24 protein-coding genes are annotated in these 24,239 nt (G+C 57.9%); 8 read left to right on the top strand and 16 right to left on the bottom strand.

What is annotated here, in order from left to right:
• Nucleotides 1-5 precede the first annotated feature (5 nt).
• Nucleotides 6-1,217 (top strand): multidrug effflux MFS transporter, encoded by a 1,212-nt coding sequence (locus C8N45_RS01250; RefSeq protein WP_108384406.1) that lies wholly within the window; start codon nucleotides 6-8, stop codon nucleotides 1,215-1,217.
• Between the two features lie 51 nt (nucleotides 1,218-1,268).
• Nucleotides 1,269-2,669 (top strand): helix-turn-helix domain-containing protein, encoded by a 1,401-nt coding sequence (locus C8N45_RS01245; protein WP_108384405.1) that lies wholly within the window; start codon nucleotides 1,269-1,271, stop codon nucleotides 2,667-2,669.
• A 45-nt stretch (nucleotides 2,670-2,714) separates the two neighbouring features.
• Here the strand turns inward: C8N45_RS01245 and C8N45_RS01240 are convergent, their stop codons facing one another.
• From C8N45_RS01240 to mgtE, 11 genes are all read right to left on the bottom strand, one after another.
• Nucleotides 2,715-3,182 (bottom strand): thermonuclease family protein, encoded by a 468-nt coding sequence (locus C8N45_RS01240; RefSeq protein WP_108384404.1) that lies wholly within the window; start codon nucleotides 3,180-3,182, stop codon nucleotides 2,715-2,717.
• 65 nt (nucleotides 3,183-3,247) lie between these two features.
• Nucleotides 3,248-4,906 (bottom strand): choline dehydrogenase, encoded by a 1,659-nt coding sequence (gene betA / locus C8N45_RS01235; protein WP_108384403.1) that lies wholly within the window; start codon nucleotides 4,904-4,906, stop codon nucleotides 3,248-3,250.
• On the bottom strand, nucleotides 4,907-6,358 hold the full coding sequence (betB, locus tag C8N45_RS01230; RefSeq protein WP_108384402.1) for a betaine-aldehyde dehydrogenase: 1,452 nt from the start codon (nucleotides 6,356-6,358) through the stop codon (nucleotides 4,907-4,909).
• A 45-nt stretch (nucleotides 6,359-6,403) separates the two neighbouring features.
• Nucleotides 6,404-7,912: a choline-sulfatase gene (betC, locus tag C8N45_RS01225; RefSeq protein WP_108384401.1), complete on the bottom strand. Its 1,509-nt coding sequence runs from the start codon at nucleotides 7,910-7,912 to the stop codon at nucleotides 6,404-6,406.
• Nucleotides 7,909-8,493 (bottom strand): choline-binding transcriptional repressor BetI, encoded by a 585-nt coding sequence (gene betI, locus C8N45_RS01220; RefSeq protein WP_108385084.1) that lies wholly within the window; start codon nucleotides 8,491-8,493, stop codon nucleotides 7,909-7,911. The genes betC and betI overlap by 4 nt, the downstream gene beginning before the upstream one ends.
• Before the next feature lie 264 nt (nucleotides 8,494-8,757).
• The gene (locus tag C8N45_RS01215; protein ID WP_258792950.1) at nucleotides 8,758-9,666 is read right to left on the bottom strand and encodes a DMT family transporter; all 909 of its coding nucleotides are present in this window, start codon (nucleotides 9,664-9,666) and stop codon (nucleotides 8,758-8,760) included.
• The gene (locus tag C8N45_RS01210) at nucleotides 9,653-10,402 is read right to left on the bottom strand and encodes a YebC/PmpR family DNA-binding transcriptional regulator (protein WP_108384399.1); all 750 of its coding nucleotides are present in this window, start codon (nucleotides 10,400-10,402) and stop codon (nucleotides 9,653-9,655) included. Before C8N45_RS01210 ends, C8N45_RS01215 begins: the two co-directional genes overlap by 14 nt.
• A 153-nt stretch (nucleotides 10,403-10,555) precedes the next feature.
• On the bottom strand, nucleotides 10,556-12,337 hold the full coding sequence (locus C8N45_RS01205; RefSeq protein WP_108384398.1) for an SLC13 family permease: 1,782 nt from the start codon (nucleotides 12,335-12,337) through the stop codon (nucleotides 10,556-10,558).
• Between the two features lie 38 nt (nucleotides 12,338-12,375).
• Nucleotides 12,376-13,188 (bottom strand): TIGR00282 family metallophosphoesterase, encoded by an 813-nt coding sequence (locus C8N45_RS01200; RefSeq protein WP_108384397.1) that lies wholly within the window; start codon nucleotides 13,186-13,188, stop codon nucleotides 12,376-12,378.
• 78 nt (nucleotides 13,189-13,266) lie between these two features.
• Entirely contained in the window at nucleotides 13,267-13,809 is a 543-nt protein-coding gene (locus C8N45_RS01195; RefSeq protein ID WP_108384396.1) for a 5-formyltetrahydrofolate cyclo-ligase, read from the bottom strand.
• Nucleotides 13,809-15,182, bottom strand: coding sequence for a magnesium transporter (gene mgtE, locus C8N45_RS01190; protein ID WP_108384395.1), 1,374 nt, complete (start codon nucleotides 15,180-15,182; stop codon nucleotides 13,809-13,811). Before mgtE ends, C8N45_RS01195 begins: the two co-directional genes overlap by 1 nt.
• A 99-nt stretch (nucleotides 15,183-15,281) precedes the next feature.
• Between mgtE and guaD the strand changes: the two genes are divergently transcribed.
• Entirely contained in the window at nucleotides 15,282-16,580 is a 1,299-nt protein-coding gene (gene guaD, locus C8N45_RS01185) for a guanine deaminase (RefSeq protein ID WP_108384394.1), read from the top strand.
• Here guaD and C8N45_RS01180 read toward each other — a convergent pair.
• From C8N45_RS01180 to C8N45_RS01170, 3 genes are all read right to left on the bottom strand, one after another.
• Nucleotides 16,565-17,902: an 8-oxoguanine deaminase gene (locus tag C8N45_RS01180; protein WP_108384393.1), complete on the bottom strand. Its 1,338-nt coding sequence runs from the start codon at nucleotides 17,900-17,902 to the stop codon at nucleotides 16,565-16,567. The genes guaD and C8N45_RS01180 overlap by 16 nt on opposite strands.
• Entirely contained in the window at nucleotides 17,895-18,704 is an 810-nt protein-coding gene (locus C8N45_RS01175; protein ID WP_108385083.1) for an inositol monophosphatase family protein, read from the bottom strand. Before C8N45_RS01175 ends, C8N45_RS01180 begins: the two co-directional genes overlap by 8 nt.
• A gap of 73 nt (nucleotides 18,705-18,777) precedes the next feature.
• On the bottom strand, nucleotides 18,778-19,149 hold the full coding sequence (locus C8N45_RS01170) for a helix-turn-helix domain-containing protein (protein WP_108384392.1): 372 nt from the start codon (nucleotides 19,147-19,149) through the stop codon (nucleotides 18,778-18,780).
• Nucleotides 19,150-19,421: 272 nt separating this feature from the next.
• Between C8N45_RS01170 and C8N45_RS01165 the strand changes: the two genes are divergently transcribed.
• Nucleotides 19,422-20,390 (top strand): NADPH:quinone oxidoreductase family protein, encoded by a 969-nt coding sequence (locus tag C8N45_RS01165; protein WP_108384391.1) that lies wholly within the window; start codon nucleotides 19,422-19,424, stop codon nucleotides 20,388-20,390.
• On the opposite strand, the gene C8N45_RS01160 is transcribed toward C8N45_RS01165, so the two are convergent.
• Nucleotides 20,371-21,246, bottom strand: coding sequence for a LysR family transcriptional regulator (locus C8N45_RS01160; protein ID WP_108384390.1), 876 nt, complete (start codon nucleotides 21,244-21,246; stop codon nucleotides 20,371-20,373). The two genes, C8N45_RS01165 and C8N45_RS01160, sit on opposite strands and share 20 nt — an antisense overlap.
• Nucleotides 21,247-21,367: 121 nt before the next feature.
• Here C8N45_RS01160 and C8N45_RS01155 point away from each other — a divergent pair, with 121 nt between their 5' ends.
• The 4 genes from C8N45_RS01155 (at nucleotide 21,368) to C8N45_RS01140 (ending at nucleotide 23,332) form a co-directional block, all read left to right on the top strand.
• Nucleotides 21,368-21,589, top strand: coding sequence for a DUF1127 domain-containing protein (locus C8N45_RS01155; protein WP_108385082.1), 222 nt, complete (start codon nucleotides 21,368-21,370; stop codon nucleotides 21,587-21,589).
• Nucleotides 21,590-21,741: 152 nt separating this feature from the next.
• Entirely contained in the window at nucleotides 21,742-22,518 is a 777-nt protein-coding gene (locus C8N45_RS01150) for a Bax inhibitor-1/YccA family protein (protein WP_108385081.1), read from the top strand.
• A 69-nt stretch (nucleotides 22,519-22,587) separates the two neighbouring features.
• Nucleotides 22,588-22,977, top strand: a complete 390-nt coding sequence (locus C8N45_RS01145; protein WP_108384389.1) for an MAPEG family protein — start codon at nucleotides 22,588-22,590, stop codon at nucleotides 22,975-22,977.
• A 106-nt stretch (nucleotides 22,978-23,083) separates the two neighbouring features.
• Nucleotides 23,084-23,332 carry a cupin domain-containing protein gene (locus tag C8N45_RS01140; RefSeq protein ID WP_245882510.1) on the top strand — a complete coding sequence of 83 codons (249 nt, stop codon included), beginning with the start codon at nucleotides 23,084-23,086 and terminating at the stop codon, nucleotides 23,330-23,332.
• A 226-nt stretch (nucleotides 23,333-23,558) separates the two neighbouring features.
• Here the strand turns inward: C8N45_RS01140 and C8N45_RS01135 are convergent, their stop codons facing one another.
• Complete coding sequence (locus tag C8N45_RS01135) at nucleotides 23,559-24,197, bottom strand: glutathione S-transferase family protein (RefSeq protein WP_108384388.1); 639 nt, start codon at nucleotides 24,195-24,197, stop codon at nucleotides 23,559-23,561.
• Nucleotides 24,198-24,239: the final 42 nt, after the last annotated feature.

Here is a 24,239-nt window from a genome sequence, read left to right as displayed (position 1 = left end):
TTTCTATGACAGCCATGCCCAACATCCGGTTTCTGGACCGTGCAACGCCCCCGCACATCATTACGCTGATCCTGATCACAGGGATGTCGGCAATGAACATGTCGATTTTCCTGCCCTCTCTGGCAGCCATGACGACATATTTCCAGACCGACTATGCCATCATGCAAATTGCATTGTCAGGGTATCTGGCCGCGACGGCCCTGTTGCAGCTTTTCATCGGACCGTTTTCGGACCGCTACGGGCGGCGCAATATGATCATGGGGTCACTGGTTATCTTTGTGTTTGCGACGATGGGCGCATATTTTGCCACCTCGATCGAAGCGTTTCTGTTCTTCCGCATCCTGCAAGCGGCGGTCGCCACATGCATGGCGCTTAGCAGGGCGGTAGTCCGCGATATGGTCCCGCAGGAAGAGGCCGCGTCAATGATCGGCTATGTCACCATGGGCATGGCGATTGTTCCAATGATTGGCCCAATGATCGGCGGGGCGCTGGACCAGTGGTTTGGCTGGCATGCGACCTTCATTTTTTTGGCAATCTGCGGGCTTATGGTCTTCGTAATGGTCTATCTTGATCTTGGTGAAACCGTCAAAAGCGGGGGCGTCAGCTTTGCTGACCAACTCAAAGGCTATCCCGAACTACTGCGATCACCACGGTTCTGGGGCTACGTTCTCGCCACCGCATTCAGTTCAGGGGCCTTTTTCGCGCTGCTCGGCGGCGCATCTTTTGTCGCAACCAGCCTGTTTGGCCTCTCGCCCTTATGGAGCGGGGTCGCCCTTGGCGCGCCCGCATGCGGATATGCCGCCGGGAATTACATCTCTGGCAGGTTCTCGACGAGGGTCGGGGTTAACCGGATGGCACTTCTGGGAACGGTAGTCACTATCATCGGGCTGTCTATCTCGCTGATTATCACCTTGTCAGGTGTCGCGCACCCGCTGAATTTCTTCGGCTTTTGTGTCTTTCTGGGGCTCGGAAATGGGTTGACCATGCCCAATGCGATGGCCGGTTCGATCTCTGTGCGGCCGCACCTTGCAGGTACAGCCAGCGGATTGGGCGGTGCCTTCATGATCGGGGGCGGAGCCGCCTTGTCGCAATTGGCAGGTGGGCTGCTGACGGTTGAGTCAGGCACATTGCCGCTCCAGCTGGTCATGCTTGGCACATCAGTGCTGGCATTCCTTGCGATTTCATTTGTCATCTGGCGGGCAAAGCAGGTCGCTTGACGCGCGCTTTGCAGTTGCTAAACAGATTTGGCAAAACTGCAAAGGTATCCGATGGCAAACCAGAAACTCTATGCAGGTGCCAAGCTGCGCGAATTGCGCGGCAGGCTGTCACTAACGCAGAAAGAATTCGCAGAAAAGCTGGGCGTGTCCCTGCCCTATCTTAACCAGATGGAAAACAACAACCGGCCGGTGTCCACGTCGGTCGTATTGGGACTGGCACAGGAATTCGGGTTTGATGTGACAGAATTGCAGTCCGGGGACGAAGCCCGACTGGTCGGCGACATGCGCGAGGCGCTCGCCGATCCTGTCTTTACCGGCCCTGCGCCGGCGCTGGCCGACTTGCGGCTTGCGGCCTCGAACGCACCCAGCCTTGTGCGCGCCTTTCTTGATCTGCACACAGCCTACCGGCAAAGCCACGAACGGCTGGCTTCACTGGACGAGGCATTGGGCCGCGAAGATGCCCGCCTGCAACCCAGCCCGTGGGAAGAGGTCCGCGATTTCTTTCACTACTGCGATAATTACATCGACGCCGTGGACCGCAGCGCCGAGCGTTTCGCAAGTCAGCGCAAACCAGGCGAGACGATGGCAAAAGCTGCAATCCGCGTGCTTGAATCACATCAGGTGACGACGGTCCTTGCCGACACAAATGTTGTTCGCCAGTTCAATCCGGCGACCGGACAACTCACCATTTCAAAGCAGACAAACCCTGCGTCCCAGACCTTTCAACTGCTGATCCAATTGGCGTTGACGACACAGGCCCCTTTGCTGAACGCCACCCTTGATCTGGCCCGCTTCCAATCAGTCGAAGCACGCAGCATCGCCAAGGTCGGGCTGGCCAACTATTTTGCTGGGGCCGCGCTGATGCCCTACGCGACTTTCCTTGCAGCCGCCCAAGACACCCGGCATGATCTGGAAGTTCTGGCTGCCCGGTTTGGCGCATCGCTCGAGCAGGTGGCGCACAGGCTGTCCACGATGCAGCGCCCCGCGGCAAAGGGCATTCCATTCTTCTTTGTGCGTGTCGATCAGGCAGGCACGATTACCAAGCGCCACTCGGCCACCACCCTGCAATTTGCGCGCTATGGTGGGGCCTGTCCTTTGTGGAACGTGCATCAAGCCTTTGAAACACCCGGTCAATTTTTGCGTCAGCTGGCTGAAACGCCGGACGGAGAACGCTATTTCTGTCTTGCGCGCGACGTCAGCAAATCCGGTGGGGCCTATCATCTGCCCACCCGCCGCTATGCCATCGGGTTGGGCTGCGAGGTGCGCCATGCCCGTGCGTTGGTCTATGCCGATCACATGGAAATCGACGCCGCCGACGCCTATGCGCCGATCGGCATTTCCTGCCGGATTTGTGAGCGGCGCAATTGCCATCAGCGGTCAGTCCCCCCGCTGGAAAGAAAGTTGCGGGTCGATCCCGACACGCGCGGTGTCCTGCCTTATCAATTGGATTAAAGCGTTTCGCCATTCGCTGATGTCGCAGACCAAATGCGAAACGCGCTAGCCCCGCGCCAAGGTCGCGCGGTAGTCTTCTGGCCTCTGCACCTCGAATTGCCACAGTCCCAGACCATCCAGCGCCGCCGACTTTTCTTCAAGCGCATAGGCATCGGAATACCGCATATATGCCCATGCCCAACCAGATCTGACGATGACCGCGCTCATGTCTTCGTCACCGACCTGACAGGTCGCAACGATCCGGCCAAAACGATCAACATCAACCTGTATGCAAATCGCCTGCGCCCCGGCGAAACGGTCAACCACACGATCCCGCGCCCAGCGACCACAATCTGCGGAACGCCCTGACATCACGCATGGTTGACCAACTTCCGGCGCGTCGATCCCAAATAGCCGCACGCGCTGTCCGTCTACTTCGATCGTGTCCGCGTCGATCACATGCACGACCCCCTGAGGAGAGGCATAGGCCATGCTGCCTGCGAGCAACGCAAAACTTAACAAGAACTTTATCATGTCTGCGGCTTACGCGCCGCCGCTTCTGCAAGCAAATACAATCCGAGGTAGTGGTTAATCAAATCCTATCGCTGGCTGCCCTGCCAATCAGGGTGAACCCAAGGCGCGTCATTTGCAGGCGGCAACGGATGCCGCTGCAATATATGATCAGACACTTTTTCACCCACCATGATGGATGGCGCGTTCAGGTTGCCGTTGGTGATGCGCGGAAAGATCGAGCTGTCAGCAAGCCGCAGACCCTCAACCCCGATCACCCGCGCTTGCGGATCGACGACAGCCATCGGGTCATCTGCCGCACCCATCTTGCAGGTGCCGCAGGGATGATAGGCGCTTTCGGCATGATCGCGGATAAACTCATCCAGTTCTGCGTCGGATTGCGCCCCCTCGCCCGGTTGAATTTCGCGGCCGCGGAATTCGTCAAAGGCGGGTTGCGCAAAAATTTCGCGGGTCAGCCGGATGCATTTGCGGAAATCTTCCCAATCCTGCGGGTCAGACATATAGTTGAACATGATCCGGGGCGCATCGTTGGGGTCTGCGGATTTCAGCGTCACGCTGCCCCGCGACACCGACCGCATCGGCCCCACATGGGCCTGAAACCCGTGCCCGTCCGGTGCGACCTTGCCATCATAACTGACTGCTATGGGTAGAAAATGAAACTGAATGTCGGGGTATGCGATGCCCGCGTCAGAGCGGATGAAGCCCGCACTTTCGAACTGGTTCGATGACCCGAGGCCCGTCTTCCAAAGCAGCCACTCAAGCCCGATCTTGGCTTTGCCCCGGATGTTCCAGTAGGAAAACAAGGACACCGGCTTGGTGGCCGCTTGCTGGATGTAAAGCTCAAGGTGGTCTTGCAGGTTCTGGCCCACGCCGGGACGGTCGGCCACCAGATCAATCCCATGTTCGGCCAGATGCGCGGCGGGCCCGATACCTGACAGCATCAGCAGCTTGGGCGAATTCAATGCAGACGCCGCAATGATTACTTCCTTGTTGGCCTTGATGACATCTACCTTGTTGCCGCGGCTGACTTCGACCCCGACGGCGCGCCCGTCCTCGATGATGATCCGGCGCGCAAGGGCGCGGGTGATTGTGCAATTGGGCCGCTTCAATGCAGGCCGGATATAGGCGTTGGCCGCAGACCAGCGCCGCCCCTTGTAGATCGTCGCATCAAAGGGGCCGAAACCCTCTTGCTGTTCACCGTTATAGTCGCCGGTCACCGGGTAGCCCGCTTGCTTGCCTGCTTCGACGAAAGCGCGGGTCAGCGGGTTCTTGCGCGGACCACGGGTGACATGCAACGGGCCATCGTTGCCACGCCATGCCGCATCGCCCCCATGACCGCCATCGTGCCAGTTTTCCATCCGTTTGAAATACGGCAGCACGTCGGCATAAGACCAACCCTGCGCACCACTTTCCGCCCAATGATCAAAGTCGTGCGCATGGCCACGCACATAGATCATTCCGTTGATCGAAGACGACCCACCAATCACCTTGCCACGCGGGGTAACAAGCTGTCGCCCGCCCAAGTGGGGCTCCGGCTCAGTCTTTAGCCCCCAATCATAGCGTTTCATATTCATTGGATAAGACAGGGCAGCAGGCATTTGGATGAACGGTCCGGCGTCGCTCCCGCCATATTCAATCACCAGCACCTGCTTGCCCGCTTCGGCCAAACGGTAGGCCATGGCGCAGCCCGCAGAGCCTGCGCCGACAATCACATAATCAGCCTGCATTTAGAAAGGAGCCTCGACATCGCCCATGGCCACATAGACACCTTTGAGCTGGGTGTAATGTTCGATTGCCGCCTTGGAGTTTTCGCGGCCGACGCCGGACTGTTTTGACCCACCAAACGGGGCCTCGACCGGCGCAAGGTTATAGGTGTTGATATAGCAGGTTCCGGCCTCGAACCCCGCGACCATACGGTGTGCGCGGGTCAGATCAGACGTGAAAACCCCTGCCGCAAGGCCAAATTCAGTGGCGTTGGCGCGGGTCAGCGCCTCTGCTTCCGTTTCGAAATCAAGCACGGACATCACAGGCCCGAAAATCTCATCTCGGGCGATGGTCATATCGTCGGTGACATCGGCAAAGACGGTGGGTTCAAGAAAATACCCCTTGTCACCCGCGCGTTTACCGCCTGTGATAAGCGTGGCCCCTTCCGCGATGCCCTTGGCGATGAACCCTTCGACAATATCACGCTGCCGGGCTGATACCATCGGGCCGAAATTCACGCTCTCGTCCAGCGGATCACCCATTTTGACGTCGGCAAGACGTTCGGTCATGCGTGCGAGGAATGCGTCCTTGATCCCCTTTTGGACAAAGACCCGTGTCCCGTTGGAACAGACCTGCCCGGAGGAATAGAAATTCCCCAAGATCGCGCCGGAGACGGCATTTTCCAGATCTGCATCATCAAAGATCACCAAGGGTGACTTGCCCCCCAGTTCCATTGTCACGTGGCGCATCCCTGCTGCGGCGGCAGCATAGACCTTGCGCCCGGTTGGCACCGATCCGGTGAGTGAAACCTTGGCAACGCGCGGGTCCGTGATCAGCGCCTGGCCAACATCGCCCATGCCCTGCACAACATTGTAAATGCCTGCCGGCGCGCCCGCCTCATGCAGGATTTCCGCGATTTTCAAGGCGCAAAGCGGTGTCGTCTCTGACGGTTTGAAAATCATCGCATTGCCGCAGGCCAGTGCTGGCGCGCCTTTCCAGCAGGCGATTTGTGTGGGGTAGTTCCATGCGCCGATACCGACGCAAACCCCCAAGGGTTCGCGGCGGGTATAGACGAAATCATCGCCCAACTGGATATGTTCGCCAGTCAGACTGCCTGCCAGACCGCCGAAATACTCCAAAGCGTCCGCACCCGATGTTGCGTCGGCCACACGGGTTTCCTGCAATGGCTTGCCAGTGTCATTGGTTTCCAGAATGCTGAGTTCTTCATTGCGCGCGCGCATGATATCCGCGGCCCGGCGCAGGACGCGGCCACGCTCGGTCCCGCTCATGGCAGCCCATGCTGTCTGGGCGCGTTTGGCAGATGCAAGGGCCTGTTCGATGATCGCAGGGGTGGCCGCGTGGACTGTCGCGATGACCTCTTCGGACATCTGGCAGATCACGGGGATCGGAGCGCCTGTGGTGTCTTCGACATATTGGCCATCAATGAAATGGCTGGCGGTGGGTTGGATATTCATGGTGCGGATGCCTCCGGCGGAAGTTTGATTGGACGAAGAAAGAGGTTACGCGCCTCTTGGGAAGCGTTGGCTTTCTTCGAGGACGTTGAGATCCATATGGTTGCGCATGTAGCGTTCGGATGCTTTTTGCAGTGGTTGGTAGTCCCAAGGGTAATAGTTACCATTGCGCAAGGCTTCGTAGACCACCCAGCGGCAGGCTTGCGACTGCCGCACATCTGCGTCGAATTTGGCAAGGTCCCAGCGGGCTTCCGATTTGGCGCGCAATTGGTCCAGCGTGCCCTGATGTGCGGCTACGTCGGCAAGGTTGGTCAGTTCCAGCGGGTCGGTTTCGAGGTCGAAAAGCTGATCCGGGTCCAGCGCGCAGCGGGTATATTTCCACTTGCCGTAGCGCAGGCAGACCAGAGGGGCGTTGCTGGCTTCGGCCGCATATTCCATTGCAACGGGTGTATCGCGCGTGCCCCCCTGCCCTAAGGGCACAAGGCTTTCGCCGGTTGTCCATGGTGTGACCTCGGACATATCAATGCCCGCCAAATCACACAGGGTTGGCGTCACGTCTATATTGCTGACCGGCACAGATTGCAGCCCCGGTGTCATGTCAGGCGATGCGATCATCAGCGGCACCCGGGCTGAGCCTTCAAAGAAAGACATTTTGAACCAGAGCCCGCGTTCACCCAGCATATCCCCATGGTCGGAGACAAAGACAATTGTCGCCTCTTGCCGGGTGTCCTCAAGCGTTTGCAGCACCTCACCGATCTTGTCGTCAAGATATGAGATATTGGCGAAATAGGCCCGGCGCGCGCGCTGGATGTGGTCGGCGGTGATGTTGAAATTATCGCGGTCGTTGGCGTCAAGGATGCGTTTGGAGTGCGCATCCTGCTGGTCATAGGGGATCGGCCCGACCTGCGGCATCAGATGTTCGCAATCGGCGTAAAGATCCCAGTATTTCTTGCGCGCCACGTAAGGGTCATGCGGGTGCGTGAAGCTGACGGTCAGGCACCATGGACGCGCATCATGACCGCGCGACAGGTCATAGAGCTTGCGGACAGCATTATAGGCCACCTCATCATCATACTCCATCTGGTTGCTGATTTCAGCGACCCCGGCCCCGGTGACAGACCCCATGTTGTGATACCACCAGTCGATCCGTTCGCCCGGTTTGCGATAATCGGGCGTCCAGCCGAAGTCAGCGGGGTAGATGTCCGTTGTCAGCCGTTCTTCAAACCCGTGCATCTGGTCAGGGCCGACGAAATGCATCTTGCCGGAAAGGCAGGTCTGGTAGCCAGCTCGGCGCAGGTGGTGCGCGTAGGTGGGTATCGAGGAGGTGAACTCAGCCGCATTGTCATAGACGCCCGTGCGTGACGGCAGCAGGCCCGACATGAAAGACGCCCGACCCGGCGCGCACAATGGTGATGCTGTGTAGGCATTGGCAAAGCGTGTAGAGCTTGCGGCCAGATTTTTCAGGTTTGGCGCGTGCAGCCAGTCCGCTGGCCCATCCGGAAAGAGGGTCCCGTTCAGCTGGTCAACCATGATGATCAGGACATTGGGTTGCGTCATTGTGCATTTCCTTTCAATTCCGCGGTCAGCACCGCCAGGACATGCCGCGTGGCGCCGTCGCTTGGGTCTGGATCACGCGCCAGCCCCTGACGCAAATAAAGCCCGTCAATCAGCCCTGCTATCCGCTGCGCCGCAGGACCTGCCCGTGCCCCGATGAGGGGCCGCAGATCATGGACAAGGTTGCTGTGCAGCCGTCGCTGATAGATTGACAGCAATCGCTGTGCCGGCGGCGACGATTGCGCGAGGACGTAGAAATTCAGCCATGCCGCGATGACGTCGCGCCGAAAGTTCGAACTGGTAAAACTGGCTCTGATGATCGCCTCAAGCCGCGCCTTCGGTCCATCCGCCTTGGCCAGACCGGCCCGGACTTCACGTCCGTAGACTGTCAAGGTGTGGCGCATGGCGGCCAGAAAAATCTGATCTTTGCCGCCGAAATAGTGGTGTGCCAAAGCCGACGACATGCCCGCGCGCTTTGCAATCTTGCTGACGGTGATGTCTAGCGTGCCTGTTGCCCCGATTTCATCGATCGTTGCCCTGACCAATGCGGCGCGACGGACAGGTTCCATTCCGAGTTTGGGCATTGGGTCCTCTGTTTTGGTGCATTTGCGGTGTAACAGCATGTTTATTGACTGGTCAATCAATAAAAATTGAATGTGGCTGCGCATTACTTTTGCAGAACCTGCTGGATTCAAACACATCACAACCCACACTCGGGCCCCGATGAGACCGGTGTGAACCTTTTTTATCCGACGTTATTGTAAATGACAGGCAAAGCCATCCATCGGATTTGGGCAAAGACGGCATTGTTGGATGACTCCGTTTTGAGCCGTCAGGTGATGCGTAGATCAGCGCTCTGTTGCGTGGACCGGCGGCGTGATGCTGCGGCGCGCAACGGCCTCTCGCCAGGTGATAAAGCTGACTGACGCCATAATCACGGCGCCGCCCAGCATCACCCAGATATCAATGGCCTCTCCGAACGCGACATAGCCAAGGATCGCGGCCCACACCAATTGCAGGAAGGTGATCGGTTGCGTCACGGTCAGCGGGGCGGCGGCAAAAGCAAGCGTCATCGTGTAGTGACCCGCCGTGGCAAAGCAGGCGACAAGAAAAAGCCAGCCCAACTGGGGCAATGTCGGGGTGACCCAAACCGCAAGCGCCACAGGGGCCAGACCGATTGTCACCGTGATCGACAGCATCCCGACCACCACAACAGGCGCGACCTCACCGGACAGTTGTTTGGCAAGCAAATAACCGACTGCAAAGGCCAGCGCGGTCCCCAGCATCGCAATATGTCCCAGTTCAACCGCCCGCACCCCGGGTCGCAGGATGATCAGTGCACCAATCAGGGCGATCAGGACAGCTGCAAGTCGCCGTGGTGGCAGTTTTTCACCCAGAAACAGGGCAGCCCCGATCGAGATATAAATCGGCGAGAGGTAGTTCATTGCGGTCACTTCAGCGATAGGAATCCGCGCCATCGCAAAGAACCACAAGACCACGCCGATCGTATGCACCACCCCGCGCAGGCCAAATAGCCTGAGTTGCCGCGCGGTCAGCCGTGAGGCGATGATCGGCTTGATCATCGGGATCAGAAACACCAGGCCAAGAACATACCGCAAAAAGGCCGCTTGCGCCGCCGGAAGGTCACTGCCCACATATTTGACAATGGCCGTCACCGCGACAAAGCAAAGCCCGGTGACAATCATCCAGAATATGCCCGCTAGGGCATTTTGCGAAGTGGCGTCAGCTTTCGGCAAATGCGGCCATGACCTCGTCCGAGGCTTCGAAGTTGGCTGTCACCCGCTGGATGTCATCATCTTCTTCGAGCGTATCCAGCAGCTTCATCAACTTGGTCAGCCCCTCAAGGTCCAATTCAGTTGTGATGTTGGGCTGCCAGATCAGTTTGGTCGACTCAGATTCGCCCAAATCAGCCTCAAGCGCATTGGCGACTTCGTTCAGGTCTGTGTCGGCGCAAATGATCACGTGGTTTTCATCGTCGCTTTGCACATCCTCTGCGCCTGCTTCAATCGCCGCCATCATCACAGTGTCGGCGTCGCCTACGGATGCGGGATAAATCACCTGCCCCTTGCGGTCGAACATAAAGCCGACCGATCCGGTTTCACCCAGATTGCCGCCGTTCTTGGAAAAGGTTGACCGTACAGTCGACGCTGTCCTGTTGCGGTTGTCGGTCATCGCCTCGACAATGACAGCAACCCCATTGGGGCCGTAACCTTCATAGCGGATTTCGTCGTAATTTTCCGCGTCGCCGCCTTGGGATTTCTTGATCGCACGGTCGATCACATCCTTGGGCACAGAGCTGGATTTTGCTTCCTTCACGGCCAGACGCAAGCGCGGGTTCTTGTCGGGGTCGGGGTCTCCCATTTTTGCGGCGACAGTGATTTCCTTGGCCAGCTTGGAAAACAGCTTGGACCGCAGCTTGTCCTGACGCCCTTTACGGTGCTGAATATTTGCCCATTTCGAGTGGCCAGCCATAAGAAACCTCGTCTTGTCGTGGATTAATCTGCGCCTCTATACGGCATCGTTGGTCACTCTCGCAACCCCGCCAAACGCGGCGCCTGCGATCATGGTATTCCTGCGGAATTCACACGCGCGAGGTTGCCGGTCATCCGGTTCGGCAGCGGGGCCCTAGAGCGGCCAAACCAATGGAATCACAAAAGAGGCAATGGGCGCCAATGTCAGATTGAGCGGAATGCCGAACTTGAGAAAATCGCCAAACTTGTAGCCGCCGGGACCGTAGACGAGTGTGTTGGTCTGGTAACCGATCGGCGTTGCAAAGCTTGCGCTTGCCGCAATCATGACGGCCACCACCAGCGGGCGCGGATCAACGCCCAGCGCCGTGGCAAGACCAATCGCGATGGGGGTCATGACAACAGCGACCGCGTTGTTCGACACCAGTTCCGTCAGAATACTGGACAAAAGGTAGACCGACAGCACGACAAAAAACGGCGGCAAAACCAGCATGACGGGTGAAAGCGCCTCGGCTATCAGGCCAACCGCACCCGAAGATTGCAGCGCTGACCCGACGCCCAGCATCGCAAAAATAAGTGCAAGCAGGCGGCCATCCACAAAGGAAAACGCCTCTTCTGCGTCGATACATCCGGTGATCATCACAACAGTGACCCCAACGATTGCCAGCAGCAGGATCGGGGCAACCCCAAAGGCGGCGAGCGTGACCACAGCCAACAGGACCGCAATTGCGACGGGCGCGCGGTTGCGCCGATACGCCCGCTGCGAGGGAACCGACACATCGCCCAGATTCATATCTTCGGCGAGACGTTGGATATCCTCGGGCGCACCTTCCAGCAGAAGTGTATCGCCGACCCGGACAACCACATCATCCATCTGACGGGCGATATTCTGATCGCGACGATGAACCGCCAATGTGTAGACGGCATAGCGACGGCGCAGGCGCAGACTACCCAGCCTGCGGCCGACCATTTTGCAATTCGGGGTAATCAAGACTTCGACAGTCGTGGTTTCCACAGCCGAGACCTGGTCAACCCGGCGCAGTTCCTTGTTGGCCTGTAGCGACAAAAGCTCTGCCATCTTGGTGCGCAGAACCACCCTATCGCCCACCTGCAAAGTCACGCCCTCCAGGTTGCGCCGCAACGACAGATCGCCACGAACCACATCCACCAGCCTGACGCCATCGCGTTTGAAGAGTTGCACGCCGGTGACTTCACGACCGATCAGGTTACTGTCGGGGGGGATCACTGCCTCGGAAAAGAACTTCTTTTTAGACCGGTCAGACAGCATCATGCCCATGGTTTGCCGGGTCGGCAAAAGTCGTGGCCCCATGAAATAGAGGTATGTAAATGTCCATGCCACCACGACAATCCCGACGGGCATGATTTCCAGAATGCCGAAAGGCGCCATTCCCGATGCGCGCGCGACACCATCGACAAGCAGGTTCGTCGAAGTCCCCAGCAATGTCATGGTGCCGCCAACAATGGCTGCATAGCTGAGCGGGATCAGCAGTTTTGACGCCGAAGTGCCCAGCGTGCGGGCAAGCTGGATAAAAACCGGGATCATGACCACGACCAGAGGCGTGTTATTCATGATCGCACTTGCGACGGCGACAAAGACCAATCCGCCGCCAATCGCGCGCCGGGGGCTGATCCGGGCTTGTCTTTCCGCAAGTTGCGTCATCGCGTCCAGCGCGCCGGTCCGCACCAAAGCGCCAACGATGATGAACATCGCCGCAATCGTCCAGGGGGCCGGGTTCGACAGAACGCTGACGGCCGCCTCGTAGGGCAGGACACCTGTGACCAGCAGCAGGGTCATGCCTGTCAGTGCCACCACTTCGGTTGGAAACACCTCTCGCAGGAACATGACGAACATACCTGCGACAACAGCTATCGTCAGGTAGGCAGCCTGCATGTCGGTGAGATTGATCCAGTCTGTCATACCGGTATTCTTTCTGACCCCACCCCGTTGGGCAAGGGTCAGGGTCCGGCCTGTGCAAGCCGTCCACCTTGGCGCACCATGACTACTCTGTTGGCCTTGCCTGTACGGTCATCGGTTTCCACATAAAGGCCCGAGAGCGTTGCCTCTTCCGTGGCAGGAGTGAACCGCGCCTTGGGCATCCCCGTGATGAAACGTTGCATTGGCTCGGTCTTGTCCATTCCGATGACGGAATTGTAATCCCCACACATGCCGGCGTCAGACAGATATGCCGTCCCTTTTGGCAGGATCATCGCATCCGCCGTGGGCACATGGGTATGGGTGCCGACGACGACACTGGCACGCCCATCGCAAAAGTGGCCTGTGGCCATCTTTTCCGAGGTCGCCTCACAATGCACATCGACAAGGCTGGCTTGGATTTGGCCGCCCATAGGATATTGCCGCAAAACCCCATCAAGCGCAGAGAATGGATCGTCAAAGGGCCGCTTCATGAACACCTGCCCCAAGACTTGCGCGACCAGAACCTTGCGGCCCTGCGTCGCCTGAAAAACCCGCGCACCAACGCCAGGGGCGTTCTTGGCAAAATTGATCGGCCGGATGATGCGTTGTTCATTTTCAATGAACTTGAGCATGTCTTTTTGGTCAAACGCATGATCGCCAAGCGTCAAAACATCCGCCCCCGCAGCAAGCAAGAGTTTGGCGTGATCACCGGATAGCCCCATGCCGGACGTTGCGTTTTCACCATTCACAACGACAAAATCCAATTGCCACTCGTTGCGCAGACGCGGCAAGTTTTCCGCAATGGCGGCCCGGCCCGCGCGCCCCATAACATCACCTAGAAACAGAATTTTCATATGCTACCCTTAGGTGCCGGAACAAAAATCTTCTAGAAGATTTTTCACCGCACGATTTTTATCTAAAAATCGTTTCCATCAATCGATTTCAATTACGCCAGTTTCGGTCACGATCAAATCCAATGGCTGATCAGTCGGTTCGAGCGGCAAACCCGGATCTTCCTGAACCGCAAAAGCAAAACCGATTGCGAGCGTCGGACGCCGTTTGCGAAGCTGCTCCAATGTACGATCATAAAAGCCGCCGCCATACCCAAGTCTACCACCGGCACGGTTGAACGCCAAAAGCGGGACGATCACAATTTGTGGCTGCTGCCATCCGCCCGCTTCGGGAATGCTGACACCGAATTCCCCCTTCACCATGGCACACCCGGGCTCCCACGCCCTGAAACGCAAGGGTCTGCCCTTGCCCATAATAACCGGCACGCAAACCGGACCGTGTGCTGCCGCCTCTTCCATGGCGGGAATGGGGTCAATCTCTGTCCGGATCGGGCAGTATCCAGCCAGCGGTACGCCGCGATATCCAGCCAGAACCTCACTCAGATATCCCGCTGTCCCTGCACCCGTTGCGTGGGCCTGCTTGCGGCGCCCCAGTGCGGCCGCGCGTGCAACCGACTTGTCCATCACAGTAACCACACAGCCGCGAGGCCCAGAAAGGCAAAAAAGCCAACGACATCTGTGACCGTCGTGACAAACGCACCAGAGGCCAGCGCAGGGTCTATGCCCAACCTCTCGAGCAGGACAGGCACGACGGTACCGGCCAGCCCCGCAACAACCAGATTAATCACCATTGCAGCGGCAATGACGGCACCCAGCATGGGTGAGCCGAACCAGATGATGCCGATCACACCCATGACCACCGCAAAAGCGAGACCATTGATCAATCCAACGAGCACTTCGCGCCGGATGACCCGCCAGACGTTTGCCCCGGTCAGGTCACGGGTGGCAATGGCACGCACAGCCACCGTCAGCGACTGCGTGCCCGCATTTCCCCCCATCGAAGCCACGATCGGCATCAACACCGCCAGTGCCACCAGCCCGGCAATCGTATCTTCGAACAAGGAAATGACCATTGACGCAAAAATGGCCGTCACCAGATTGACCGCAAGCCATGGAAACCGCTGCCGCGTCGTATCAATCACCCGGTCGGACAAGCTGCCCTCGCCCACACCGGCAAGGCGCAAAATGTCCTCTTCGGCCTCTTCCTCAAGAAAGGCCATGGCGTCATCAATGGTAATCACACCAACAATACGGTCATCATCATCCACGACGGGGGCCGTGATCATATGATAGTGGTTGATGGCTTGCGCCACCTCTTCGACATCCTGCGTGACATGAAAGGTCCGAAACGTGTCCTCGACCAGATCACGCAACGGCATCGCCCGCGGATGGCTCAGGATGCGCCCCAACGTTACATAGCCTGTGGCCTTCAGGCGGGGATCGACCAGTATGATGTGGTAGAATTGGTCAGGCAGCACGACATCCGAGCGTAAAAAATCGATCGCATCGCCGACGGTCCAATGTTCAGGCGCACGGACCAATTCGGACTGCATGTGGCGGCCGGCTGATTCCTCTGGGTAGGACAGGGCCTGCTCGACGACCACCCGGTCGCCGGCGTCAAGTGCCTCAAGTACCGCTTCCTGCTGCTGGTCCCCCAGATATTCAACCAGATCAACAACATCATCGCTTTCCAGATCACGGACCGCATCCGCCAGTTCGGTCGGGTTGAGTTGGGCGATGATCTCTTCGCGGATGTTCTCGTCAAGCTCTGACAGGATGTCGCCATCCAGCGGCCCGGACTGCACCAACAGGAACCTGCGCCTGTCGCGCGCATCAATCTGTTCCAGAAGATGCGCGATATCCGCCGGGTGAAGCGGTTCCAGCAAGTCCGATAGCGCTGCCGCATCTTCGGCCTCCACAGCCGCGAGCACTTCGGCGACCAGCCGGTCGGTGATGCCGAAAGCTTCGTCTTCATTATCTTCGGCCGGATCTGCCATGTGATGCCCCTTTGACACCGCAACATAGACATCTGTGAGTGCCAGACAACGCGAATTTCGACGATTTACCCTTTGGCGCGGCACCCATATGGTGCGACCATGATACAGCAGTTACTTCTTGGCCAAACCCTTGCATTTTCGGGCGATCCATTGGATCGCGATTGGTCGGACGTTACCCGGCATAACAGCAACGGCGGCGTTCTGGTGCAAGACGACCGCATTATCGCGGTCGGCAACGGGGACGTTCTGCAACGCGACTACCCGCAAGCAACGGTGACGCATTACGGCGACGCGCTGATTTCTGCGGGGTTTGTTGATGCGCATATGCATTATCCGCAGACCGGCATCATTGCCAGTTGGGGCAAGCAGTTGATCGACTGGCTCAACACATACACATTTCCCGAAGAAGCCCGTTTCGGCGACAAAGCCTATGCCGACGGCGCCGCCGGGCGCACGCTTGATCTTGCCCTGGCGCATGGCACAACAACGCTGACAAGCTTTTGCACGATCCATCCACAAAGTGTGGATGCGTTTTTTGAAGCCGCTGCATTGCGGAATATGGCCGTGGTTGCGGGCAAGACCTGCATGGACCGCAATGCGCCCGATGCTCTGCGGGATACGGCACAATCATCCTACGACGATAGTAAATCCCTGCTTGCCAGATGGCACGGCAAAGGGCGGGCAAATTATGCGATCACGCCGCGTTTTTCGCCAACGTCCACACCGGAACAGTTGCACGCGCTTGGGGCGCTCTGGGCGGAATATCCCGATTGCCTGATGCAAACCCACCTGAGTGAACAATTGCCGGAAATCGCGTGGGTCCGCGGCCTGTTCCCCGATGCACGTGATTACCTTGATACCTATGAAGAATGCGGACTGCTTGGCGCAAAGGGGCTTTATGGCCACGCGATCCATCTGGAACCGCGCGAAATAGAAAGGCTGCAAGAGGTCGGCGCTGCGGTCATCCATTGTCCGACGTCCAACACTTTTATTGGCTCTGGCCTGTTTGATCTTATGCGACTGGCGCAGGCAGGGCTGCGGATCGGGCTGGCCACGGATACCGGCGGCGGATCATCCTTTTCGATGCTGCGTACAATGGCCGCTGCCTACGAAATCGGGCAGTTGCGTGGTGTCGCGCTGCATCCGGCACAACTGATGTGGTTGGCCACCGAAGGGTCCGCGCGTGCGTTACATATGGAGGGGCAGATCGGGCATTTAGGGGCTGGGGCCATGGCCGATATCACCATTCTGGACCTGGAATCGACCCCCGCCATTGCGCAGCGCGTCAACAATGCGAATGACGTATGGGATGCGGTTTTTCCAACGATCATGATGGGTGACGATCGTGCCATCAAAGATGTCTGGGTCGCTGGCCGGCGCGTTCAGCGGGCCAATTGACGGGCCAGCAGATTCTGTCGCGCGATTTGCTTTGGCAGATCAAATGTCTGTATCTGACCAGCTGACACAATCTGGCGCCCCTCGACAAACAAATCCCGCACTTTGGCCGGACCTGCAAGGACAAGGGCTGCAGGGTCCCATGATCCTGCGTTTTCAATGGCTTGTGCATCCCACAAGGCCAAATCAGCGCGCATTCCCACGGCAATCTGCCCGCAATCGTCGCGACCAAGAACCTGCGCACCACCGCGCGTGGCAATTTCAAGCGCCTCATAGGCGGACATTGCATCTGCCCCTTCCTTCACCCGTTGCAAAAGCATCGCCTGCCGGGCCTCGCCCACCAGATTGCCGATGTCGTTGCTGGCCGACCCGTCTACGCCCAGTCCAACCGGCACGCCCGCATCGCGCATCTGCCTGATCGGTGCGATACCGGACCCCAACCGGCAATTCGAACAGGGGCAATGTGCGACGCCCGTGCGCGAGCGGGCGAAAAGGTCAATTTCCTGCCCGTCCAGCTTAACACAATGGGCGTGCCAGACATCATCGCCAGTCCAGCCCAGATCTTCGGCATATTGCCCCGGGCGGCAGCCAAATTTCTCAAGTGAATAGGCGATGTCTTCGTCGTTTTCCGCCAGATGGGTGTGCATCATCACGCCCTTGTCGCGGGCCAGCAGGGCGGCATCGCGCATCAGGTCGCGGCTGACAGAAAACGGGCTGCAAGGGGCGACACAGACGCGCACCATCGCGCCGGGGGTCGGGTCGTGAAACGCATCGATGACACGGATGCAGTCCTCGAGAATGGTGCGTTCATCTTCAACCAGACTGTCCGGCGGCAGGCCACCGTCGCTTTCCCCGATGCTCATCGCGCCGCGCGTTGCATGAAACCGCAAACCCACTTGTGTCGATGCGGCAATAGTATCATCCAGCCGGGCACCATTGGGAAACAGATACAGATGATCCGATGTCAGGGTACAGCCCGACAGCGCCAGTTCGGCCAGTCCGATCTGGGCGGAAACAAACATTTCTTCTGGACCAAAGCGCGCCCAGATCGGATAGAGCCGTTGCAACCAGCCAAACAGCAGCGCGTCTTGGGCACCCGGAACAGCGCGGGTCAGCGTCTGGTACAAATGGTGGTGTGTATTGATCAGACCGGGGGTCATAACCGTGCCTGTGGCATCAAATTGCGACGCCCCATCTGGGGACAGATCATGATCCACGGCGCTGATGACCCCATTTCGGATCAGCACATCGGCACCGTTCAATTTGCGCCGGTCATCATCCATGGTCAGTATGATGTCTGCATTCTTGATCAACAGATCAGGCATTTATCACCGATTGGACGAGGGCGAGAGCCTCTGCATGGATTTGCGGATTTGCAGCCGCAATCGCGCGGCCTCCCCGATGGGCTGGCCCGCCTGTCCAGTCGGTCACGATCCCGCCAGCGGCCTGCACGACAGCTATCGGGGCGTGAATGTCGTAAGGGTTCAGGCCAGCCTCGATCACCAGATCAACCTGCCCCGTCGCGACAAGCGCATATCCATAGCAGTCCATGCCGTAACGGGTCAGGCGAGCCTTGCCCGAGACTGCCTGAAAGGCATGCATTTCGGCGGCGGTGCCGACCTCTGGAAAGGTTGTCAGCACTGTGGCCTCTGCCAGCGTACGGGGAGCGGCCGTCCGCAAATGCGCCGTGCCCTGCGGCCCCACAACCTCGGCCAAATCAAACCCACCGACAAAGCGTTCTCCGATGTAGGGCTGGTCGATCAAACCAAAAAGTGGGCCGTTTTCGTCCGACACGGCGATAAGAACGCCCCACGTTGGCGTGCCGCTGATAAACCCGCGGGTGCCGTCAATCGGATCAAGCACCCATGTCAGGCCAGAGGTGCCCGTAATATCGTCAAACTCTTCGCCCAATATACCATCGCTCGGGCGTTCTGCCGCAAGTATGTCGCGCATGACCCGTTCGGCATCGCGGTCAGCGATGGTGACAGGATCAAAACCGGTGCTGTGCTTGTTTTCGGCAGTCAGTCCCGATTGGCGGAAGTGCTGCAATGTGATCGGGCGCACCGCATCCGCGAGCATGTGTGCAACGCGAATGAGTGCGGACGGGTTTTCGGGCGCTATGGCCATCGTCTTTTCCATACTACGCAGGATTCCTGCCCCCGCGGTAGCCCGCGTAGCACGGGAAGGTCAAGAGCCGCCGCTAGGCCGCTTCACTCAGGACACGTGCCAGATCGAACAACCGCCGACGCTGGTTTTCGGGAATTGCATAGTAGGACCGCAGCAATTCAAGGGCTTCTTTGTCCGTCAGGATGTCACCGGGAATATCGCTTCCCTGACCTTCAGCCGGAGGTTGTACGTCCAGACCTTCAAAGAAGAATGAGACAGGCACGCCAAGAACACTTGCAATATCCCAAAGACGGGACGCGCTGACGCGATTCATGCCGGTTTCATACTTCTGGATCTGTTGAAATTTGATTCCAACCTGCTCTGCCAACTGCTGTTGCGTCGTGCCGTTCATCCAACGGCGGTGGCGGATTCGCTTCCCAACGTGCACATCTACAGGGTGTTTCATACTTTTTCTTCCTTCGTTTCAGACGCAATCACGGGGCGACCTGCGATTCATGGTGCGGTTAATTAATGGTTAATATTCCAAAAATTAGCAGCCTAGATGGTCCATGACACCAATACGACACAACACGCAACGGTTGCAGCGGAAGTCCTGACCTTAAGGATAGGTAAGACGGGTCACTTTCCGCGAACGTTGCCAATACAGGCTCCTTTCGACCCCACGCCATTGAGGTGCTAAGACGTATCCAAAATGCACTAGAAAGGATTCGGCCCCAGATGCGCGCATTTCAGGTTTCTTCATTCGATAACGCCCCGGCATTGACGAATGTTCCCACTCCCGTTGTAAAAAAAAATGAGATACTCCTAAAAGTAGATGCCTGCGGATTGAATTTCGCCGATCTGCTGATGGCAACCGGCACCTATCAGGAAACCCCCACACCGCCGTTTACACTTGGAATGGAGGTTTGCGGGACTGTGATCGGGCAAGGCGCGGATGTTACCGAACCAGCCTTGGGAAGCCGTGTTGCGGTCTTTGGTGGCAGCGGCGGTTTGGCTGAACAGGGCGTCTTTCCCGCAGCCATGTGTCGCCCTGTGCCAGACCAGATGCCATCGCATGTGGCGGCTGGTTTTATGGTGGCCTACGGTACATCACATCTGGCCCTGACGCGGCGGGCCAACCTCGCGGCGGGTGAAACACTTCTGGTCCTTGGTGCCGCTGGAGGTGTTGGCCTGACAGCGGTTGAAATCGGCAAGGCCTTGGGGGCTACAGTCATTGCCGTGGCGCGTGGGGCCGACAAGCTGGCCGTTGCCAAGGCCGCCGGTGCGGATCATCTGATTGACAGCACGACAGACGACATCAAGGCCGCCGTCAAGGCGCTGGGTGGTGCAGATGTCGTTTATGACCCTGTTGGTGGCGATGCGTTCAAGGCGGCAATTGGTGCCTGCAAGCCCGAAGCGCGCGTTCTTGTCATCGGCTTTGCCAGCGGTGCGGTTCCCCCGATTGCGGCCAACATCCTGCTGGTCAAGAACATCACCGTCATGGGGTTCTATTGGGGGGGATATCTGAAATTCAATCCGACGGCCCTGACCGACAGCCTGAGTGAATTGATGGCGCTCTATACCGACGGAAAGCTTTCACCGCACATCAGCCATATTCTGCCGCTTGATCAGGCTGCCGACGCTATGGAGCTTTTGCGCAGTCGCAAATCGACCGGAAAGGTCGTCGTCACCCCGCAGCCAGCATAGGTTGGGCCGGCGCTGCCGCATAGCTTTGCTGCACGATCTCAGCCATCGCGATACTCACCGGATCGTCGGGTTTAAGCACATAAAGGTTGATTTTCTGCGGACTGAGAGGCGGCAGCGCTCCCCCATGGTTGATCGCAACCGTATGGGGCGTCAGGTTTCCCGCCAAGGCCACATGCACGGCCAGATCGGCACTGACCGCCACATCAACCGCATTGTCTGACTCTGAATCCACGACCAACTGCCAATCGACCCCGTGATTGTTGAGTGCCTGCAAAGTCCCGCTGCGAAAAATGCAATTGCTGCAAAAGGCGACGGGCAGCGGGGTCTTGCGCCATGCATCCCCGTCCTTGGCCCCGATCCACAACAACGGAACCTCGACCAGTTCGCGCCCGCCCGCACCGCAGGTTTCCTCTGTTGTGAGAATCAAATCAACCTCGCCCCGCCCGAACATCGCCAACAGCTGCCGCGTCGGCGCCGAGATCAGCCGGACCTGCATCTGCGGGAAATCGGCGGCAAAGCGGCGCAAAATCTCGGGCACCGTCGGATAGATGATGTCATGCGGCACACCAAGTTTCAGTTCGCCTTTGTAGTCTGTCGCAGTCAGCCGGTGGCAGATTTCATCATTCAGTGACAACATCCGGCGCGCATACCCCAAAAGCTGTTCACCCGCAGGCGTCAACCCGATGGTGCGCGATGATCGGTCGAGCAGGCTGACATTCAGCGATTCCTCCAACCGTTTGAGCTGCATCGACACCGCAGACTGGGTCAGGTTCAGCATCCCCGCCGCACGGGTCACACCGCCAGTATCCGCCACAGTCATAAAGGAACGCAGAGCAGTCAGGTCGAGGTTACGCATATGATATCACCAAATTTGATGTGAGAAACAACAATCATTCGTTTTCATTATGCACAACTGGGATGTATTCATCAAGTATCAGAATACAACGCCGCGAATACATCACGAAAGGAAATGCAAAATGACCTCCCTCACCGCGCAAACCACATGCCCCCACTTTGAAATGGCAAAGCCACGGGGCCTGTCGCAAACCCTGACGTCCTGGATTGCATTGGCACGCCAACGCCGTGCTCTCGCCATGCTTGACGACCACCTTTTGCGGGACATCGGCGTGACGCGTGCAGATGCGCTGCAAGAAGCCCGCAAACCCGTCTGGGAACACCCCGCAAACGCGGGGAAATAGCCAATAAATCAGGCGGGGTGCGACAATCCCGCCCGAAACAATCAGATTTAACGTTTTTGCATGCAATCCGCCTTGAAATCACCCGCTTTGCTGCCAATATCACACCCAAGGTAGCCGCACGCGCGGCACCACTGAGTTATCTGGAGGTATTAATGGCTCAATATCAGACAACGGGTGCGGTTGGCGGAGTCCGGGCGGCCGCAATTGATGAGGGCCTGCGCGCCCACATGAACAAAGTTTACGGCACAATGTCCATCGGCATGCTGATCACAGCTGCGGCGGCTTGGGCCATTTCCGGCTTGGCAACAACGACTGATCCCGCAATGGCGGTTGCACAGATGGGCAACGGCAAGATGGTGACAAGCTTCGGCGCCCTGATTTACGGATCACCGCTGAAATGGTTAATCATGTTTGCACCGTTGATCATGGTCTTTGGTCTGAGTGCAATGATCAACCGGATGTCGGCTGCGACTGCCCAGTTGGTATTCTACGCCTTCGCTGCCCTTATGGGGCTTTCGCTTAGCTCGATCTTCCTCATCTACACCGGCTTCTCGATTGTGCAGATCTTCCTGATCACGGCAATTGCCTTCGCGAGCCTGTCACTTTGGGGTTACACCACAAAGAAGGACATCTCGGCTTGGGGATCTTTCCTGATCATGGGCGTTGTCGGTATCTTTGTCGCGATGCTGGTCAATATCTTCCTGCAATCACCGGCGCTGATGTTCGCAATCTCGGCGATTGGTGTGCTGATCTTTGCCGGTCTGACCGCTTATGACACACAACAGATCAAGAACGAATATATTGCACATGCAGCCCACGGCGATCAGGAATGGTTGGGTAAGTCGGCAATCATGGGTGCGCTGAAGCTGTACCTCGACTTCATCAACATGTTCATCTTCCTGTTGCAGCTGTTCGGCAACCGCGAGTAATCTGAACAACATAACCGCAACAAAGGGCTGGTGGTAACACCGGCCCTTTTTCGTATCGGAGCAATCCACATGATTTCCCTGCCTGTCACCTCTCTGACAGCCGTCGCTTGTGCCGTCATCCTCATTATCCTGACCTATCGGGTCATCCTGCTGCGACGAAAGGATGGCGTTGTCCTGGGTGACAATGATGATCGTATTCTCACAAAGGCGATCCGCGGGCATGGCAATGCCTCTGAACAAATGCCGCTCGCGCTGATCTTGCTTGGGTTGATCGAAGTGCAGGGAGGGAATCCCGTTCTGACGGGGACGCTGGCGGCCATTTTTGTTGCGGGGCGCGCCCTCCATGGCGTCTATTTTGGGCGGCATGGCACGCCGTGGCAATTCCGTTTCTACGGGATGATGCTGACAATGCTGGCGCAAGCCGGACTGGTTCTGGCGCTGCTATTCGTTCTGCTCTGACGGAGGAAGACATGCCCGTGATCCGCGCAGGTCAAGCACGCATTGACCACCCGTAAACCGGCCACCCCGTGCTGGACCAGCGATACCGGCGGCCTGAGCCAGTTTGGTGCATTCACGGAAACCCTGCCCCCCCGGGTGCCGGTCATCCCTGCGGCATTGGCATGCGCAAGAGGACGAGTTCATCCTCGCACTTGAGGGCGAAGTCACGCTGTTCGAAGGCAGCACTGAAAGCATCCTGCATCCCGGTGACGCCGCCTGTTTTCCGGCAAGCGGCCCCGTCGGTCATTATCTGGAAAACCAAAGCGATACAGACCTGACCTATCTGGTCGTTGGCACCCGCGCACCCAGCGATTGAATCACATACCCTGACCATGGCCGTGTGACCCATTACGACCGGGCGACAGACACCCGCAGGCACGCCGCATCGGACGGCGCGCCTGCATCATCCCCTTACGACGACACGGCATAAGGGAATGGTGCAATTGCATAGGGCAAATATTCACCAGAAATAGGCTGTTGCGTCGCGTTCCGATGCCACGCCGGAAAACATCGACGACACCCCAACTTTCTGGCTGGACCCGCTAGGCAGACTCCTGTTCATCAGCCAGTCCCAGTTCCCGCAATCCGGCATTCTCCACCTCCGCAAGCCAAGCCATGTCCTGAGCCGCCTCGCATCGGGAGAGCCAATTCCGAATCGGCTCACTGTCGGGAACCATGTCCGGAATCCAGGTGAATGGTGACGCCACCAGAATGTCTGCTGCCGAAATTTGATCGTCGACCAGAAAATCATGCCCGGACAATGCAACCTCAAGCGCTGCATACATCGCAGCATTGTCGCGACACCATTCGTTGACCATCGGGTTGTCTGTTACTTCGAGAAAGCTCAGGTACATCAATGGCTCCATCACGTTGCCATAGTAAAAGAGCCACGACAGATAGTCGCCGCGAACAGGTGAGGATATGCCACGCCCCAAGGCGCTATCGAAATGATCGGTGAGCCAAAGCATGATCGCAGCGCGTTCTCTGATCATCCGGCCATCAACTTCAAGAACCGGAACTTTGCCTTCGGGGTGCGGATTTCGCGGATCAGAGTCTCCAAGACCACCCCGGCGCTTGACTTGGATGGTTTGGACCTTCACTTCGGTCTCTTTTCCCATCAAGCGCAGCAGGCTGAGCACACTGGTCGAACGGGATCGTGGCGAATGATAGAGTGTAATCATTGTTCTTTCCTATTGATTATCGCTAAAATCACTCTGCCACAG

Origin of the sequence: Yoonia sediminilitoris (genome assembly GCF_003058085.1) — a bacterium.
Lineage (GTDB): Bacteria > Pseudomonadota > Alphaproteobacteria > Rhodobacterales > Rhodobacteraceae > Yoonia > Yoonia sediminilitoris.
This window is presented reverse-complemented; position numbering and strand designations above follow the sequence as displayed.

What these genes read in the sequence shown, in the direction of transcription:
- betI (WP_108385084.1), bottom strand. Translation starts at nt 8,493, where the DNA reads ATGCCCAAACTCGGAATGGAACCTGTCCGTCGCGCCGCATTGGTCAGG.
- C8N45_RS01145 (WP_108384389.1), top strand. Translation starts at nt 22,588, where the DNA reads ATGATTTCCCTGCCTGTCACCTCTCTGACAGCCGTCGCTTGTGCCGTC.
- C8N45_RS01245 (WP_108384405.1), top strand. Translation starts at nt 1,269, where the DNA reads ATGGCAAACCAGAAACTCTATGCAGGTGCCAAGCTGCGCGAATTGCGC.
- betA (WP_108384403.1), bottom strand. Translation starts at nt 4,906, where the DNA reads ATGCAGGCTGATTATGTGATTGTCGGCGCAGGCTCTGCGGGCTGCGCC.
- betC (WP_108384401.1), bottom strand. Translation starts at nt 7,912, where the DNA reads ATGACGCAACCCAATGTCCTGATCATCATGGTTGACCAGCTGAACGGG.
- C8N45_RS01195 (WP_108384396.1), bottom strand. Translation starts at nt 13,809, where the DNA reads ATGGACAAGTCGGTTGCACGCGCGGCCGCACTGGGGCGCCGCAAGCAG.
- C8N45_RS01180 (WP_108384393.1), bottom strand. Translation starts at nt 17,902, where the DNA reads ATGCCTGATCTGTTGATCAAGAATGCAGACATCATACTGACCATGGAT.
- C8N45_RS01150 (WP_108385081.1), top strand. Translation starts at nt 21,742, where the DNA reads ATGGCTCAATATCAGACAACGGGTGCGGTTGGCGGAGTCCGGGCGGCC.
- C8N45_RS01170 (WP_108384392.1), bottom strand. Translation starts at nt 19,149, where the DNA reads ATGAAACACCCTGTAGATGTGCACGTTGGGAAGCGAATCCGCCACCGC.
- C8N45_RS01250 (WP_108384406.1), top strand. Translation starts at nt 6, where the DNA reads ATGACAGCCATGCCCAACATCCGGTTTCTGGACCGTGCAACGCCCCCG.
- C8N45_RS01240 (WP_108384404.1), bottom strand. Translation starts at nt 3,182, where the DNA reads ATGATAAAGTTCTTGTTAAGTTTTGCGTTGCTCGCAGGCAGCATGGCC.
- C8N45_RS01135 (WP_108384388.1), bottom strand. Translation starts at nt 24,197, where the DNA reads ATGATTACACTCTATCATTCGCCACGATCCCGTTCGACCAGTGTGCTC.
- C8N45_RS01160 (WP_108384390.1), bottom strand. Translation starts at nt 21,246, where the DNA reads ATGCGTAACCTCGACCTGACTGCTCTGCGTTCCTTTATGACTGTGGCG.
- betB (WP_108384402.1), bottom strand. Translation starts at nt 6,358, where the DNA reads ATGAATATCCAACCCACCGCCAGCCATTTCATTGATGGCCAATATGTC.
- C8N45_RS01210 (WP_108384399.1), bottom strand. Translation starts at nt 10,402, where the DNA reads ATGGCTGGCCACTCGAAATGGGCAAATATTCAGCACCGTAAAGGGCGT.
- C8N45_RS01155 (WP_108385082.1), top strand. Translation starts at nt 21,368, where the DNA reads ATGACCTCCCTCACCGCGCAAACCACATGCCCCCACTTTGAAATGGCA.
- C8N45_RS01175 (WP_108385083.1), bottom strand. Translation starts at nt 18,704, where the DNA reads ATGGCCATAGCGCCCGAAAACCCGTCCGCACTCATTCGCGTTGCACAC.
- mgtE (WP_108384395.1), bottom strand. Translation starts at nt 15,182, where the DNA reads ATGGCAGATCCGGCCGAAGATAATGAAGACGAAGCTTTCGGCATCACC.
- C8N45_RS01205 (WP_108384398.1), bottom strand. Translation starts at nt 12,337, where the DNA reads ATGACAGACTGGATCAATCTCACCGACATGCAGGCTGCCTACCTGACG.
- C8N45_RS01165 (WP_108384391.1), top strand. Translation starts at nt 19,422, where the DNA reads ATGCGCGCATTTCAGGTTTCTTCATTCGATAACGCCCCGGCATTGACG.
- C8N45_RS01200 (WP_108384397.1), bottom strand. Translation starts at nt 13,188, where the DNA reads ATGAAAATTCTGTTTCTAGGTGATGTTATGGGGCGCGCGGGCCGGGCC.
- guaD (WP_108384394.1), top strand. Translation starts at nt 15,282, where the DNA reads ATGATACAGCAGTTACTTCTTGGCCAAACCCTTGCATTTTCGGGCGAT.